This window comes from Streptomyces sp. NPDC087428, assembly GCF_044744085.1.
Classification (GTDB): Bacteria; Actinomycetota; Actinomycetes; order Streptomycetales; family Streptomycetaceae; genus Streptomyces.
This window is the reverse complement of the sequence record NZ_JBIUXR010000020.1, coordinates 113,697-127,526: the sequence shown is the minus strand read 5'-3', so window position 1 is coordinate 127,526 and position 13,830 is coordinate 113,697. Positions and strand designations below refer to the sequence as shown.

Genomic DNA, 13,830 nt, shown 5'->3' with positions numbered 1-13,830 from the left:
CATTTCGGCGCGGCGCTTGCGCACTGCGCCGAAATGCCCCACCGGGCTCCGGTGACAAGCCTAAAGCGTGAGCTCGGGAGAGTTACTCGCCCTTGGCCTTCGCGATGATCTCCTCGGCGACGTTCCGCGGAACCTCGGCGTAGGAGTCGAACTGCATCGAGTAGCTTGCGCGACCCGAGGTCTTGCTGCGGAGGTCTCCGACGTAGCCGAACATCTCCGAGAGGGGCACGAGGCCCTTCACGACGCGAGCGCCGTGGCGCTCCTCCATGGCCTGGATCTGGCCACGGCGGGAGTTGAGGTCGCCGATCACGTCACCCATGTAGTCCTCGGGCGTGGTGACCTCGACGGACATCATCGGCTCCATGAGCACGGGGGACGCCCTGCGGGCACCCTCCTTGAACGCCTGCGAACCGGCGATCTTGAAGGCCAGCTCCGAGGAGTCGACCTCGTGGTAACCACCGTCGAGCAGGGTGACGCGGACGCCGACCATCTCGTAACCGGCCAGGATGCCGAACTGCATGGCTTCCTGGGCACCCGCGTCCACCGAGGGGATGTACTCCCGGGGGATGCGGCCACCGGTGACCTTGTTGACGAACTCGTAGGACGCGTCGCCACCCTCGATGGGCTCGATGGCGATCTGCACCTTCGCGAACTGGCCGGTACCACCAGTCTGCTTCTTGTGCGTGTAGTCGATGCGCTCGACGGCCTTGCGGATCGTCTCGCGGTACGCGACCTGCGGCTTGCCGACGTTCGCCTCGACGCGGAACTCGCGCTTCATGCGGTCGACGAGCACTTCGAGGTGAAGCTCGCCCATACCACCGATGATGGTCTGGCCGGTCTCCTCGTCGGAGTGCACCTGGAAGGACGGGTCCTCCTCGGAGAGGCGCTGGATGGCGACACCCAGCTTCTCCTGGTCGCCCTTGGACTTCGGCTCGATGGCGACCTCGATGACCGGTGCCGGGAAGTCCATGGACTCCAGGATCACCGGGTTCTTGTCGTCACAGAGCGTCTCACCGGTCGTGGTCTGCTTGAGCCCCATGACAGCGATGATGTCGCCCGCGCCCACCGACGCGATCTCCTCACGCTTGTTCGCGTGCATGCGGTAGATCTTGCCGATGCGCTCCTTCTTGCCCTTGACCGAGTTCAGCACCGCGGTGCCGGCCTCGAGGCGACCGGAGTAGATCCGGACGAAGGTGAGCTTGCCCAGGTGCGGGTCGCTCGCGATCTTGAACGCGAGGCCGGAGAACGGCTCGTCGTCCGAGGGGCGCCGCTGGATGACCTTCTCCGGGTCCTTGACGTCGTGGCCTTCGATGGCCTCGACGTCCAGGGGGGAAGGCAGGTAGCGGACGACCGCGTCGAGCAGGGGCTGAACGCCCTTGTTCTTGAACGCGGTGCCACAGAACACCGGGGTGACCGTGACGGAGTCGGCCGTGCCCTTCGATGCGAGGGTGATCCGGCGGACCGCCTCGTGCAGCTGCTCCTGGGTGGGCTCGACGCCCTCCAGGTACAGCTCCATCATCTCGTCGTCGTTCTCCGAGACGGCCTCAAGGAGCTTGCCGCGCCATTCCTCGGCGGCCTCCTTGAGGTTGTCCGGGATCTCGATGACGTTGTACATCTCGCCCTTGGCGGCCTCTTCGGGGTACACGAAGGCCTTCATCGACACGAGGTCGACGACACCCGTGAAGTCGGCCTCGGCGCCGATGGGGAGCTGCATGACGATGGGGACAGCGCCGAGGCGCTGGACGATCATGTCGACGCAACGGAAGAAGTCGGCACCGGTGCGGTCGAGCTTGTTGACGAAGCAGATACGCGGCACGCCGTAGCGGTCCGCCTGACGCCAGACGGTCTCGGACTGCGGCTCGACGCCGGCCACACCGTCGAACACGGTGACGGCACCGTCGAGGACGCGGAGCGAACGCTCCACCTCGACGGTGAAGTCGACGTGACCGGGGGTGTCGATGATGTTGATGGTGTGGTCAACATCATTGAGCGGCCAGTGACAGGTCGTCGCGGCCGACGTGATCGTGATGCCGCGCTCCTGCTCCTGCTCCATCCAGTCCATCGTGGCTGCGCCGTCGTGGACTTCACCGATCTTGTAGCTCACACCGGTGTAGAAGAGGATCCGCTCGGTGGTGGTCGTCTTCCCCGCGTCGATGTGGGCCATGATCCCAATGTTGCGGACCTTGGCCAGGTCAAGCGAAGTGGTGGCCATAAGGCTCAATCTTCTCTCGGTCTCGATGGGGTGAGCGACTACCAGCGGTAGTGCGCGAAGGCCTTGTTCGACTCGGCCATCTTGTGCGTGTCCTCGCGCTTCTTGACTGCAGCGCCAAGACCGTTGGAGGCGTCGAGCAGCTCGTTCATGAGCCGCTCCGTCATCGTCTTCTCGCGACGGGCGCGGGAGTAACCGACGACCCAGCGCAGCGCGAGAGTGGCGGCGCGACCGGGCTTGACCTCGATCGGCACCTGGTAGGTGGCGCCACCGACACGGCGGGACTTGACCTCGAGCGAGGGCTTGACGTTCTCAAGCGCGCGCTTCAGCGTGATGACCGGGTCAGCGCCGGTCTTCTCGCGGAGGCCTTCCATGGCGCCGTACACGATCCGCTCGGCGGTGGAACGCTTGCCGTTGAGCAGGATCTTGTTGATCAGCGAGGTGACAAGAGGAGAACCATAGACCGGGTCAATGATGACCGGGCGCTTCGGGGCGGGGCCCTTACGAGGCATTCTTACTTCTCCTTCTTGGCGCCGTAGCGGCTGCGGGCCTGCTTGCGGTTCTTGACACCCTGGGTGTCAAGGGAGCCGCGGATGATCTTGTAACGAACACCCGGCAGGTCCTTCACACGGCCACCACGCACGAGCACGATGGAGTGCTCCTGCAGGTTGTGTCCCTCACCCGGGATGTAGGCCGTGACCTCGATACCGGAGGTCAGACGCACACGCGCGACCTTCCGGAGCGCGGAGTTCGGCTTCTTCGGGGTGGTCGTGAACACACGCGTGCAGACGCCGCGGCGCTGGGGAGAACCCTCGAGCGCGGGCGTCTTGTTCTTCTCGACCTTGTCCTGCCGGCCCTTCCGGACCAGCTGCTGAATCGTAGGCACTACTTCTCCGGTTTCTGTGTGCCGTCGGTGAAACTAACCTGGAACAACTCCGACCCACGCGGTCGGGTGTGTCGGATACTGCGGGTCACTGCCCTGAAGGCGGTTCATCCACAGATCACGGTGGCCAAAGACGGGCTCGCCGTGCGGTTGAGGACACGCACACGAGCCCAGGCACAACCCAGGCACAAGGTCTGAGCGTACCTACCTCATCGACTTGGGTCAAAACAAATGCGGAGCCCCGGAAACGCCGGGGTCAAGCCCTGCCGACACCGGGGCCATGGGGACGCCGGGTCAGCCGCCGGCACATCTCACCACCGTACTCGGCCGACGCCCCCGAGACCCGCGCACGGCTCGGCCGGAGCGGAACCGGAGCCGGGGCCGGGCACCGGAAGCAGAGGGGCGGAGGGTCACCCCCCCCTCAGCGCTGTCTCTTCACTTCGCCGCTGTCCGTTCAGTGCTGTCCGTCGGGGCTGCCCTGGCGGCGCGGGCGAGGCAGGCGCGGAATGGTGGGCACCTTCGAGCGGCGGCTCTTGGAGGCGAACGCCGGAGGGGACGACGACGTGGACGGCGACGAGGGGGGCGACGACGTGGACGGCGGACCCGCAGGGCGGGAGAGGACCGCGGGGCCCGGCCGCACCTCGTCCGCCCGCGCGGCGTCGGCGGATGCGGAGCCGGGCTCCGCCGCCCCGGTCCCGGCGCGTGCGGGAGGTACCGGAGGACTCGGGGGCGCCGGGGCCTCCACCCCCGGCCGGGTGGGACCAGGGGCGCCGGGTGCGGGGGCGGCGGGCCCTGGGGCCATGGGTGTGGCGCTCGCGGGCCCGGCGGCGGGGTCGGGGGCGGGCCGCGTGGGGTCGGCGGCCTCACGGGCCGCGGGGTCCGCGGCGCCGGTGGCGGGACGGGGGGAACGGATGAGCGCCTTGGCCGGCCCCGTACCGGCGAGTTCCGATCCGTCGCGCCGTGCCTCGTCGCGCGCACCGCGCGCGACCCTGCGGCGGAACGGGATGACCGCGGCCTGGCCGGGCGTCCGGTTGTCGGCGTCCGTCACCGGGAGGCCTTCGACCCATTCGGCGAGCTGGTGGTACTGGGCCGCCGCGTCGCGCCAGCCGTGTCCGTACGCGGCGAACTCGCGCCGCTCCAGCTCCTCCCGCGGCACGACCACCAGATCAGCTGCCGCATGGCTCCCCAGCAGGACGCCGACGGCGGCGAGCAGGCGGGCGAGATCGCCGGGAGGCATCTCCTCGCCCTCCCCCGCATCCGGCACCGGCCGCCGCTGACGCGAGACGGCCTCGGACGAGCCGTTCGCCTGCCGGGAGCCCTTTTCGCCCTCGACCATGCGCGGCTCTTCCTGACGTCTCCTTCACCACCGTTTCCGACACGGTAGTGCGGCACTCACACCCTCGATCGGCGCGCAGTCTCCCCATCACGGTGAATCGGTTCCGGCGACTGACGGCCCCCTCGCCGAACGGACCGGGAACAGCTTAGCGATCACCTCTTCACCGCGGCCCGGCAGCGTGGGCGGCGGAGGGGCAGGTCACAGCCGCGGCGCAGGATCGCGACGCCGTCCGCCCACGACCGGGGTACGCGCGGGACAGCCTGCCCGGACGAGCGGGGCGGCCTGCGTACGTGCGCGGCAACGTGTGTGCGCGAGGACGGGGACCGCGTACGTACGGGGGGGGACGCCGGTCGGACGAGCGGCGACGGCCCGCCCGTCCGTCAGCCCCTGCGGGTGCGCCGGGCCGGGAGATCCTGTTCCACCGGGTCCGCGGGCAGGAACTGTCCGGCGACCCGCATGAACATCTCGCGCTGTTCGGCCGGTACACCGAGCGCGGTGGCGGCCTCCTCCAGAGTGATCCGCTCGCTGCCCGCGTTCTGGCGGTCGAGGTCGTCCGGGGCCTGCGGCATCGGGAGCTCGTCCTCGGTGAGCCGGCCCGAGCGGATGAGCATCTCCCGCACGGGCAGGCCCAGGACATGCGCGAGCCTGCGCATCGTCTCCAGGTCCGGCATGCTCTGCCGCTGCAGCAGCCGTGTGATGGCTGCCCGGTGTACGCCCGCCTCGTCGGCGAGGCGGGACTTGCCGCCGCCGCGCGGGCTGTCGATGTCGTATCCACGCCGCCGGATCACGTCTTCGATCCAGGCCGTGAACTGTTCCAGTTCACTGACGGTCACAGGCCTTCGCCTCCCTCCGAAGCGAATTCCAGGCTACCGCGCTTGCGCGCACATAATTATGAGCTTTCGCGCGCGCAATGTGGAGATTCGCTGAAGACTCGCATCTTTCCGTGCGCGTGGCAACCTCCTCGTCACCCTGCGCAATCGACCGAAGAGCGTCCGTCGAGGGGTTCGCCATCGAAATACGTTGCGCGCTCGCAAGCAATCTGCCACTCTGCATCTCCGGCCGGACCCTCCCGTCCGTTGCGCCACCTCCTCCCGTCCCATCGCTCGCGCACCAGGAGCCTCCATGGATCCTTCGCTCCTCTCCCTCCCCTCAGACACCTGGACCGCGTCGGCCGCCTGCCTGGGGCTGTCCCCGGAGACGGTCTTCGCCCGGCATCCGGCCGACGCCGCGCCCGCCCTCGGCGCCTGCGCCCGCTGCCCGGTCGTCCGGCAGTGCGAGGAAGCGGTGGCACCGGCCGACAGCTGGTTCGACGGGGTGTGCGCCGGACGGCTCTGGCGCAACGGGCGACCCGTCGCCCTGGAGCGCGGCCGGCGCCGCGCGGCCGCCTGACCGGCGCGCTGGGCACCGACGCGAGGCCCGCGCACATCGACCGCCGAACACCGACCGCCGACCGCCGACCGCCGACCAGCGCATCGCGGACCGCGGACCGCAGATCACAGAGCGCAGATCACAGACCGCACGCCGTACGTCGCACACCGAGCAGCACGCAGAAGGAGGCCCGCCATGGGTGAGTCGAAGGTTTCCGGAGCCGTCGGACTGTACGGGGGGCAACCCGGAACGGGCCGCGACCGAACCGCCGATGAGGCGGACGGCACCGGCATCGCCCGGGACGCGGCCCTGTGGGCCGCCACCCTGTCGCGTCAGTTCCCGGACCTCATCGACGAGTTGGCGCCCTCCACGGGCAGCCGCCCGGCTGCCGTCCGGCACGTCCCGGGGCCCGCCGAGCGGGCTGCTCGTGCCGCGCTGAGCCGTACCGAACGCGAGGAGGCGCTGCGCAACGAGCAGCGCGGGCTGGCCGTTCCAGGCCACTCCGCCGCTCCCGTGCGGCTGCACATCTCGGACGCGCTGCGCGATATCAGTGACGGTGTCGTGGAACTGGAGGAGGCGCTCCTCGGCCGGCTCGGCTCCGACCGCCCCCGCCGCGCCCCGGTGCTCGAACGGCTCTCCCGGATCGCCGGGCTCCTGGGGCACACCGCCTCCGATCCGACGCTCGCCCGGCACGCCCGCGACGAGCTGCGCCGGATGGCCCGGCGGTGTGCCCGAGCCCTGGGTGAGACGGAGACGATGGTCCGCCTGCCGGGCCGCTGCCCCTGGTGCGACTCGGTCTCCCTGCGCGCCTTCCCCGACCGCGAAGCCGTGCTCTGCGTCAATCCGGGGTGCCGTTGCGGGGACGACGCGTGCGACTGCACGACCGATCCGGCCTTCCGCCACCTCTGGGAGGGGGACGCCTGGCCGGCCGCGGCAGCCGAGCGCCCGACGGCCGCGGCGACGGCCTCCGTCCGCCCGTCCGTCCCGGGCACGGGGAACACGGTAGAGGCCGACGTCGAGGCCGGGGGCGAGAACCGATGAGCTCCCACCGGCATCCGTACGACATGCTCACCGGCGTCACTCTGGTGACCGGCGCCCTGGCGGCCCAGGAGGCGGGAGTGGTGCCCGCGACGATCAGGAAGTGGGCGCAGCTCGGCCATCTGCGGCCCTCCGGACAGCAGGGCAGGAGCCACCTGTACCGACTGGAGGACGTGTTCGCCGCCGAACGCGCCACCCGCCGCGCACCTCGCCGCAAGGCCTTCGCGGCCGCCCCGGCGGCGGCCCCCGGCCCGGCGCCGCACGGCTGACCGGACCGACGCGCTTCCGCGCCGCAGACATCTCCGCCCCCGGTTCCCGCACAGGGAACCGGGGGCGTTCGCCTGCCCCGGGCGGGGCCGCGGGCCGCTCCGACGTCTTTTCTCTCACTGCGGCGCGCGGGGCGCGCCCGGAGGCGCGGCGCGGGGCGCAGGGGATCGTCGAGCCGGGGCCCGCTCGTCCGTGGGGGCGACCGCGGGCCCTCGCCGCCGTCGGGGCGCGAGGTCCGGATGAGACGCGCGCGGCCTCGCGCGGTGAGGGGCGGCGGAACGGCGCCGGCCTTCAGACGTGGGCGCGGGCGGCGCGTAGCGGCCGCACTCCGGCAGGTCTCACGGCCATCGCCTCCTGCCAGCCGGTGGAGAAGCCGCGGAGTTCGGCCTCCCCGACGATCCGGGCCCCGACCTCGCCCACGACCGCGGCCAGGGTTCTTCCCACCTCTCCGGTGTAGTGACCCGCTTCCGCCGATTCCACGGCCACCGTGACGGCGGCGGCCACGACGTCGGCAAGCCGCTGCCCCGGCTCCCCGGTCACCACGACCGCTCACTGCCGGGGACCGGCGTCCATTCGCTGTTCGTCGTCACGACCCCACACCGTCCTTAAGCCTGCGTCGGTCCATGCCTTGTTCAGTCTTAATCGAATGCACGTTCGATTGAATGCCCAGGGTAGCGCAGAACTCGCCGCGAACGCCTGGCATATGGCGTCGTGGCACACCTCCACCCCGCCCGCGCCACCTCGGCGTTCGAAGACCCGGAGAACCCGCACCATCACCCGCTCCGCATCGAAGTTGGTTGCGCGCACGCAATCTATGGATCACTATGGATGCAGCGGCGGAGCTGTGCCCACCTCCCTCCGAGGGGCACGGTTCCGCCGCCGCCGTGTCCGGCGTGCGTACGGGCCGTACGCACGGACGTCCGTCCCCGGCCCGTACAAAAGGAGTGACCACCATGCCCTCATCCGCGCCAGGGACGTTCCCGGATGTCCAGGCGATCGCGCGGGATCTGCTCAGGACCCGCCCGGAGCTGGCGGACGCGTACGTCGATGACGCACCGCCGGCCGGCTTCGACGGGACCCAGAAGGCCGTACTGATCTCCCGGATGGGCGGTGCCTGGGTCGACGACCTGCACGTGGACCGCCCGCTGATCCAGCTGGAGGTCTACGGGCCGGAGAAGTCGGTGGCCCACACCCTCGCCAACGCGGCCCGCGCCACCCTGCTGGCCGCGACGGGCACCGTCTTCGGCACCTCGTTCGTCAGCGAGGTGATCGAGGAGGACGGCCCCCGCTGGCTGCCCGACTACATCTACGCGGGCGCCAACCGGTACATCTGCATCCTCCGCTTCACCGTCCGCACGGACTGACGGCGCATCCGCTGTCCGCCCCGCTCCCCCGGGCCGCGCGACGCCCCACGAACCAGGCCCCGCCGAACAGACGGCGGGGCCTTCGCCGTACCCGTCCCGGATACGGCGGCCCCCGCACGGGGGCGACCATCCCTGGAAAGGAAGCCACCTTCATGGCTGGTAACAACTCGTCCGAGATCCGCATCGCCGGTACGGGCCGCATCCTCGTGGCCCCGGCAGGCACTCCCGCGCCGACCGCGTTCTCCAACGACCCGTCGGCCGACTGGGACAAGGCCGTGTGGCGGGACCTCGGCTACACGTCCACCGACGGCGTGACCTTCTCCAAGAAGGACAAGCTCGACCCGGTCGAGACGTGGCAGGCGGTCAGTCCGGTCCGCTTCATCTACGCCGACCGCGACCTGACGCTGAAGTTCGCCATGCTCCAGTTCAACGAGGCCACCCTGCCGTTCTTCATGGGCGGCGACACGGTCTCGGCGGTGAACGCCACCGAGAACCCGGGCGTCTACTCCTACAACGTGCCGGACGGCCCGCAGTTCGACGAGCGCGCCCTCGGCCTGGAGTTCCACGACGGGGCGGACGTCACCTACCGCTTCGTCATCCCGCGCGGCCAGGTCACCGCGTCGGACGACATCAAGCTGGCCCGCAAGGCCGCCGCCTCGCTGGGCGTCACCTTCACGGCACTGTCATCCGGCGAGACCCAGCCGCTGGCGACCTTCGTCATGAAGGACCCGGCGTACGCCACGGTGTGACCCGGCGCCCCCGCGATCCCGGGGGCCCCGTCCCGCGGGGCGCCGGTGCACCCGCCCGGCCCGGCGCCCCGCGTCATCGCGCCACACGCACCACACCCCCCACCCCCAGCACGTACCGCACCGCACTGCCGCACCTCGGCACCCGACCGGGGTGCGGCCCCCTTCCCGAAACGGAGACCCCATGGCCACCTTCGACGTGTCCGCAGCCCGCGCCCAGCGCATGGAGGCCCTCGGCCGTTCCTGGTCGTTCACCATCGACGGCGACACCTTCGAACTGCCGACCGAACTGACCCGCGTGACCGCCAGGGCGCTGCGCGGCCTGGACGACAACGACGTCGACGGCCTGCTCGAACTCCTCATGGGCAAGAAGCAGTTCGCCCGCTTCGCACAGCTCGACGTGACCATGCAGGACATCGCCGCGATCCTGGAGGCGTACGGCAAGGAGACCGGGCTCGGCCTGGGGGAAGACTGAGCCTCGTCGCGTTCGCCGAAGAACACGCCGAGGCTCTGGAAGCCGACCTGCTCCGTCACTACGGGGTGGACCTGCTCGACTGGCACCGGGGCGGGCTCTCCTCCCGTCGGCTGGCGCTCCTGATCAAGCACCTGCCGCGGGACAGCGCCACCATCCGAGACACCGACGGTGAGGCCGCCGACTGGACGGTCACCGACTACCTGCTGGCGGCCGTCGTGGACCATCTCGCCGCGGCCAACTGGATGTTCTCCGTCGTCAACGGCGACGGGGAGTCCGACGCGCCGGAACAGCCGGTGCCGGTGCCGCGGCCGGGCGACCCGGCCGAACGGAGGCAGCGGGACGAAGACTCGCCCGCCGACGACAGCGCTTCGCCGGCCCGTCCGAGCTCCTCCGAGCTGGCCCAGTTCTTCCGCTGATGTGTCTCCGTCGGCCGCCCCCCGGTGCGGGCGGCCGACGGCTGCGCCGGCCCTGGGCGAGGGCGTCACTCACCGGGCGGAAGACATCAGACCAACAGCCCCGCGCAGAGCAGCGCCAACGCGACGACAGCCACCCCTGCCGTGACGATCAGAAAGACGCGCCTCTTCGCCGGGTTCCTGGATGCGGCGTCAACGAATTCGGATCGCCCAGGATTCAGCGGGTCATAAATGACCTTCGCCCCTTCAGGCACATAAGAGAGACCGAATCTCGTTATGGTGTATCGCTTCTTCTCGGGGGTGACGTACGCGAAAACCACATCAATTTTTCCGTCATTCGGGATGGATTTTCGGGCCACGGTCGCATGGGTTTCCACTCCGCGCTTCCGCAGGGGAGCCTGCAGAACAAAAGGAATCCCGAAGCCCAGAAGCAATATGACGGAAATGACAAATATTACGCCGACAATGATAAACGGCACCGGGCCTCCAGGGCGATTTTTGGGCCAATGATCGCACGGCACCTGGTCACACAGCAACACCCTCAGCGACAGGACCGTGAGCACAAATACACAAAAGGGCCAAAATAATCGAAAGGGAGTACCGTCATGACAGCAGCCGAGTCGTCCGGCGGTTCCGGCGGGTCTGAACAGTCAGGGTCCTCCGGAGGAATCCCGGAGGACCTCATAGCGACACTGAAGTCCCTGGCGAATCAATTCACGGACAAAGACCTCATCACCGCCATCAAGGAGATGAAGCCCTCCACCCTCTCCATCAGCGCGACATCGGGTTTGATCATCGCGGCGGCCGGTGTGCTGGGCATTGAGATATTCAACTTCAAGACCTTCGTGAAATCTCTGCTCACCTCGGCCAACCTGGAGATACGGACCACCGGTCGCGGATTCTCCTATCCCGCGAAGAAGAGAGAAGAGCCGGCCGCGCTTCCGACGGTCCCCGCCGACGGAGTGACCAGGAGCAACACCGCCCACCTGCAACTGGCCGACCGTCTCAAAACGGATGAGGCCCGCTCCGCCGTGCTCAAGATCGAAACCGCGACCCAGCGTCTCGGCACCGCCATCGACGGCCTGCACACGAAAGTTGACGGGCTGCTCGCCGAGTTCGCCTGACGTTCGGCATTTCTTTACCGACAACCGGCCGCCGGTTTCCATCCGGCCGGCCGGACGGGCCCATGAACGATTGGACATGGAATGGCGTTCACAGCCACGCTCAAACGGGCTTCGGACAGTCTCCGCACCTTCAAGACCAATCTCGACCAGGCCGGCCGGGCGGCGAACGGCCTGAAGCAGAGCACCCAGAGCAGCACCAGCGGGATCACCAGCATCAGGGCCTCCTCCCAGCAGTCCGCCAAGGAGCTGAAGTCGCTCCAGCAGGCGGCGGACAAGGCCGAGAAGTCCGTCACCAGGGCCGGGAAGTCCGGTCAGACCGGCGGGAAGCAGATCGGCACGTTCCAGTCCGGCGCCGCCAAGGCCGACAAGGGCATGAAGGGGCTCAACAAGTCGATGAAGGGCAACCTCATCGGCGTCCTGCTGGCGCTGCTGGCCCCGCTGATCGCCAAGGTCGTGGACATGGCGATGCAGTCGAAGACCATGCAGAAGATCCTGAACACCGCGTTCACCGTCATCAAGAGTGTGATCAGCTCGGTGATGAAGGCCGTCGGCCCGATCATGCAGGCGGCCGGCAAGCTCATGAAGAGCGTGTGGAACGGGATCAAGACCGCGGTCTCGGCCGTCGTCAAGGCCGTCGCGACCGTCATCAAGACCTACTTCACCCTCTGGAAGACGATCATCACCACGGCCATGACCGCCGTGCGGAAGGTCATCACCACCGTCTGGAACGGCATCAAGTCCGTCATCTCCCCGGTGGTCAACTGGATCAGGAGTGTCGTCCCCGCCGCGTTCAGCGCCGTCAGGAGCAAGCTCTCGAGCGCCTGGAACGGTCTGAAGTCCATCGCGAGCAACGCGTTCGGCGCGATCAAGGGAGCTGTAAGCGGGCCGATCAACGCCGTGATCGGCCTGATCAACTCCGCGATCGGCAAGCTCAACGGCATCAGGGTCTCGGTGCCCGGCTGGGTGCCCGTCGTCGGCGGCAAGTCCTTCGGCATCCACCTGCCGACCATCCCGCGCCTGGCCCAGGGCGGCATCGTCCAGCCCCGCAACGGCGGCGTGCACACCATCGTCGCCGAAGCCGGCGAGGCCGAGGCCGTACTGCCGCTCTCCAAGCTCAGCCGGCTGCTCGGGCACACCACCCGGGCCGGCCAGACCGGCACCGGCGCCGCCGCCACCGACGGCGGCTTCTACATCGAGCAGTACTACGAGGCATCCAGCAGCAGCCTCCAGGACACCGCCTCCGCCCTGCTGTTCCTTTCCAAGGCCCGAGGATGAGGAGCGCCCGACGGGATCCGACGTCCGGCGGCGCCCGGCCCGCCGCCGCCCTGGACACCTTCCGCACCGCGGCCCTGGGAACGGGCACCTCCGTCCAGAGCCTGCGGCGCGGCCTCGTCGGGGCCCGTACCCCGCTCGGCAGAATTGCCACCCTGACGGCCACCACCGCCCCCGCCCTGCGGCAGTTGCGCACGGCCGCCGCACGGGCGGGGAGCTCCGTCCGCAGGACCGGCGCGTCCGCCGCCACCGCCGCGACGCGCATCCGCGCCGGTGCCACGAAGATCCGCGGTCCCGTCGGGGTGCTGGGCACGCTCGCCGCCGGCGCCGGAGCCTTCGGGTCGCTGTCCGATCTGTTCGGCACGTACACCCCGGCGGTCACCAAGGCCATGGCCCTCTTCGGCACCGCCATGACGGTCGGCTCCGTCGTCATGACCGGGATCAACACGGCCATGAAGGCGAATCCGCTCGGCTTCGTGCTCGGCGTCATCACCCCGCTGGTCGCCCTGCTCATCGACTACGCGGTGAACTCGGCCACCGGACAGAAGGTGATCCAGCAGGTCTTCCAGTCCGCGCTGGACATGTTCCGGGCCGTCTGGGCGTTCATGGGTCCGGTCGTCCAGGGGTGGGCCGCCACCGTCTCCGAGGTGTTCGAAGGGGTGCGGCGCACCGTCGGCTCCGTGCTGAAGGCGATCGGCTCCGGACTCAGGAGCGGCTTCGAAGGCGCGCGAAGCACCATCTCCACGGCGACCCATGCGGTCACCTCGGTCGTCAAGGGTGCCTGGAACGGCTTCAAGGGCGTCGTCCAGCCGACCCTGAACTGGCTGACGAAGACGCTCCCTTCGGCCTTCACCCGGGTACGCGACGCCATGTCGAAGTCCCTGCACGGCATGGGCACGTTCATGTCCACCGGCATCCAGACCGTCGCCGGGGTCATCACCGGGCCCGTCAAGGGGCTGATCGCCTTCGCCAACTGGATCATCGACGGGCTCAATCACCTGAGCTTCAGCTTCCTCGGCAAGAAGTTCGGCGTGCACCTGTCCAAGATCCCGCAGCTCGCCGAGGGCGGTGTCGTGCTGCCGGCCGCCGTTCCGGGAGCCTCTTCCGTGCAGCCGCTCTCCCGGCTCGGCCGCCTCCTCCCCGCGCCGTCCGGCGCCTCCGTCACCACCGGGCCCGCCTTCTTCGCAGGCCGCCCCGGTGTCCGGATCTACGAGGAACGGGAGGGCAGCAGCCCGATGACCGTCGCGGGCGACCTGCTCTTCCTGCACCGCACCGCGGCCTGAGCCCGTTCCGTACCCGTGGCTCCCGGCCCGGATCCGGCCGGACACCCCGTCT

General features: G+C 69.4%; 17 protein-coding genes. 10 read left to right on the top strand and 7 right to left on the bottom strand.

The window, feature by feature from the left end; all coding sequences use genetic code 11:
- Positions 1-82: 82 nt before the first annotated feature.
- From fusA to ACIO3R_RS34570, 5 genes are all read right to left on the bottom strand, one after another.
- Positions 83-2,212 carry an elongation factor G gene (gene fusA, locus ACIO3R_RS34590; RefSeq protein ID WP_385035125.1) on the bottom strand — a complete coding sequence of 710 codons (2,130 nt, stop codon included), beginning with the start codon at positions 2,210-2,212 and terminating at the stop codon, positions 83-85.
- A gap of 38 nt (positions 2,213-2,250) precedes the next feature.
- On the bottom strand, positions 2,251-2,721 hold the full coding sequence (rpsG, locus tag ACIO3R_RS34585; RefSeq protein ID WP_014047773.1) for a 30S ribosomal protein S7: 471 nt from the start codon (positions 2,719-2,721) through the stop codon (positions 2,251-2,253).
- Between the two features lie 2 nt (positions 2,722-2,723).
- Complete coding sequence (rpsL, locus tag ACIO3R_RS34580) at positions 2,724-3,095, bottom strand: 30S ribosomal protein S12 (RefSeq protein ID WP_003948652.1); 372 nt, start codon at positions 3,093-3,095, stop codon at positions 2,724-2,726.
- Between the two features lie 451 nt (positions 3,096-3,546).
- Positions 3,547-4,428 carry a hypothetical protein gene (locus ACIO3R_RS34575; RefSeq protein ID WP_402110962.1) on the bottom strand — a complete coding sequence of 294 codons (882 nt, stop codon included), beginning with the start codon at positions 4,426-4,428 and terminating at the stop codon, positions 3,547-3,549.
- A 380-nt stretch (positions 4,429-4,808) separates the two neighbouring features.
- Positions 4,809-5,261 carry a helix-turn-helix transcriptional regulator gene (locus ACIO3R_RS34570; RefSeq protein WP_385035122.1) on the bottom strand — a complete coding sequence of 151 codons (453 nt, stop codon included), beginning with the start codon at positions 5,259-5,261 and terminating at the stop codon, positions 4,809-4,811.
- Positions 5,262-5,550: 289 nt separating this feature from the next.
- Between ACIO3R_RS34570 and ACIO3R_RS34565 the strand changes: the two genes are divergently transcribed.
- The 3 genes from ACIO3R_RS34565 (at position 5,551) to ACIO3R_RS34555 (ending at position 7,103) form a co-directional block, all read left to right on the top strand.
- The gene (locus tag ACIO3R_RS34565; protein WP_402110960.1) at positions 5,551-5,817 is read left to right on the top strand and encodes a WhiB family transcriptional regulator; all 267 of its coding nucleotides are present in this window, start codon (positions 5,551-5,553) and stop codon (positions 5,815-5,817) included.
- 174 nt (positions 5,818-5,991) lie between these two features.
- A complete protein-coding gene (locus tag ACIO3R_RS34560) occupies positions 5,992-6,837 on the top strand; it encodes a hypothetical protein (RefSeq protein WP_402110958.1) in 846 nt (281 codons plus the stop codon).
- A 23-nt stretch (positions 6,838-6,860) separates the two neighbouring features.
- Positions 6,861-7,103, top strand: a complete 243-nt coding sequence (locus ACIO3R_RS34555) for a hypothetical protein (RefSeq protein ID WP_385035156.1) — start codon at positions 6,861-6,863, stop codon at positions 7,101-7,103.
- Positions 7,104-7,392: 289 nt separating this feature from the next.
- Here the strand turns inward: ACIO3R_RS34555 and ACIO3R_RS34550 are convergent, their stop codons facing one another.
- Positions 7,393-7,644 (bottom strand): hypothetical protein, encoded by a 252-nt coding sequence (locus ACIO3R_RS34550; RefSeq protein ID WP_385035118.1) that lies wholly within the window; start codon positions 7,642-7,644, stop codon positions 7,393-7,395.
- Positions 7,645-8,054: 410 nt separating this feature from the next.
- On the opposite strand from ACIO3R_RS34550, the gene ACIO3R_RS34545 reads away from it, so the two are divergent.
- The 4 genes from ACIO3R_RS34545 (at position 8,055) to ACIO3R_RS34530 (ending at position 10,102) form a co-directional block, all read left to right on the top strand.
- Entirely contained in the window at positions 8,055-8,465 is a 411-nt protein-coding gene (locus ACIO3R_RS34545; RefSeq protein ID WP_385035116.1) for a hypothetical protein, read from the top strand.
- A 152-nt stretch (positions 8,466-8,617) separates the two neighbouring features.
- A complete protein-coding gene (locus ACIO3R_RS34540) occupies positions 8,618-9,214 on the top strand; it encodes a phage tail protein (protein WP_385035114.1) in 597 nt (198 codons plus the stop codon).
- A 181-nt stretch (positions 9,215-9,395) separates the two neighbouring features.
- A complete protein-coding gene (locus ACIO3R_RS34535) occupies positions 9,396-9,686 on the top strand; it encodes a hypothetical protein (RefSeq protein WP_385035112.1) in 291 nt (96 codons plus the stop codon).
- Positions 9,687-9,751: 65 nt separating this feature from the next.
- Positions 9,752-10,102, top strand: a complete 351-nt coding sequence (locus tag ACIO3R_RS34530) for a hypothetical protein (RefSeq protein ID WP_385035110.1) — start codon at positions 9,752-9,754, stop codon at positions 10,100-10,102.
- An 86-nt stretch (positions 10,103-10,188) separates the two neighbouring features.
- Here the strand turns inward: ACIO3R_RS34530 and ACIO3R_RS34525 are convergent, their stop codons facing one another.
- Positions 10,189-10,662 (bottom strand): hypothetical protein, encoded by a 474-nt coding sequence (locus tag ACIO3R_RS34525; RefSeq protein ID WP_385041484.1) that lies wholly within the window; start codon positions 10,660-10,662, stop codon positions 10,189-10,191.
- A gap of 42 nt (positions 10,663-10,704) precedes the next feature.
- Here ACIO3R_RS34525 and ACIO3R_RS34520 point away from each other — a divergent pair, with 42 nt between their 5' ends.
- From ACIO3R_RS34520 to ACIO3R_RS34510, 3 genes are all read left to right on the top strand, one after another.
- Complete coding sequence (locus ACIO3R_RS34520) at positions 10,705-11,223, top strand: hypothetical protein (protein ID WP_385349710.1); 519 nt, start codon at positions 10,705-10,707, stop codon at positions 11,221-11,223.
- A gap of 81 nt (positions 11,224-11,304) precedes the next feature.
- Positions 11,305-12,498, top strand: a complete 1,194-nt coding sequence (locus ACIO3R_RS34515; protein WP_402110957.1) for a phage tail protein — start codon at positions 11,305-11,307, stop codon at positions 12,496-12,498.
- On the top strand, positions 12,495-13,778 hold the full coding sequence (locus ACIO3R_RS34510; protein WP_385041476.1) for a hypothetical protein: 1,284 nt from the start codon (positions 12,495-12,497) through the stop codon (positions 13,776-13,778). The genes ACIO3R_RS34515 and ACIO3R_RS34510 overlap by 4 nt, the downstream gene beginning before the upstream one ends.
- The last annotated feature ends 52 nt before the right edge of the window (positions 13,779-13,830 follow it).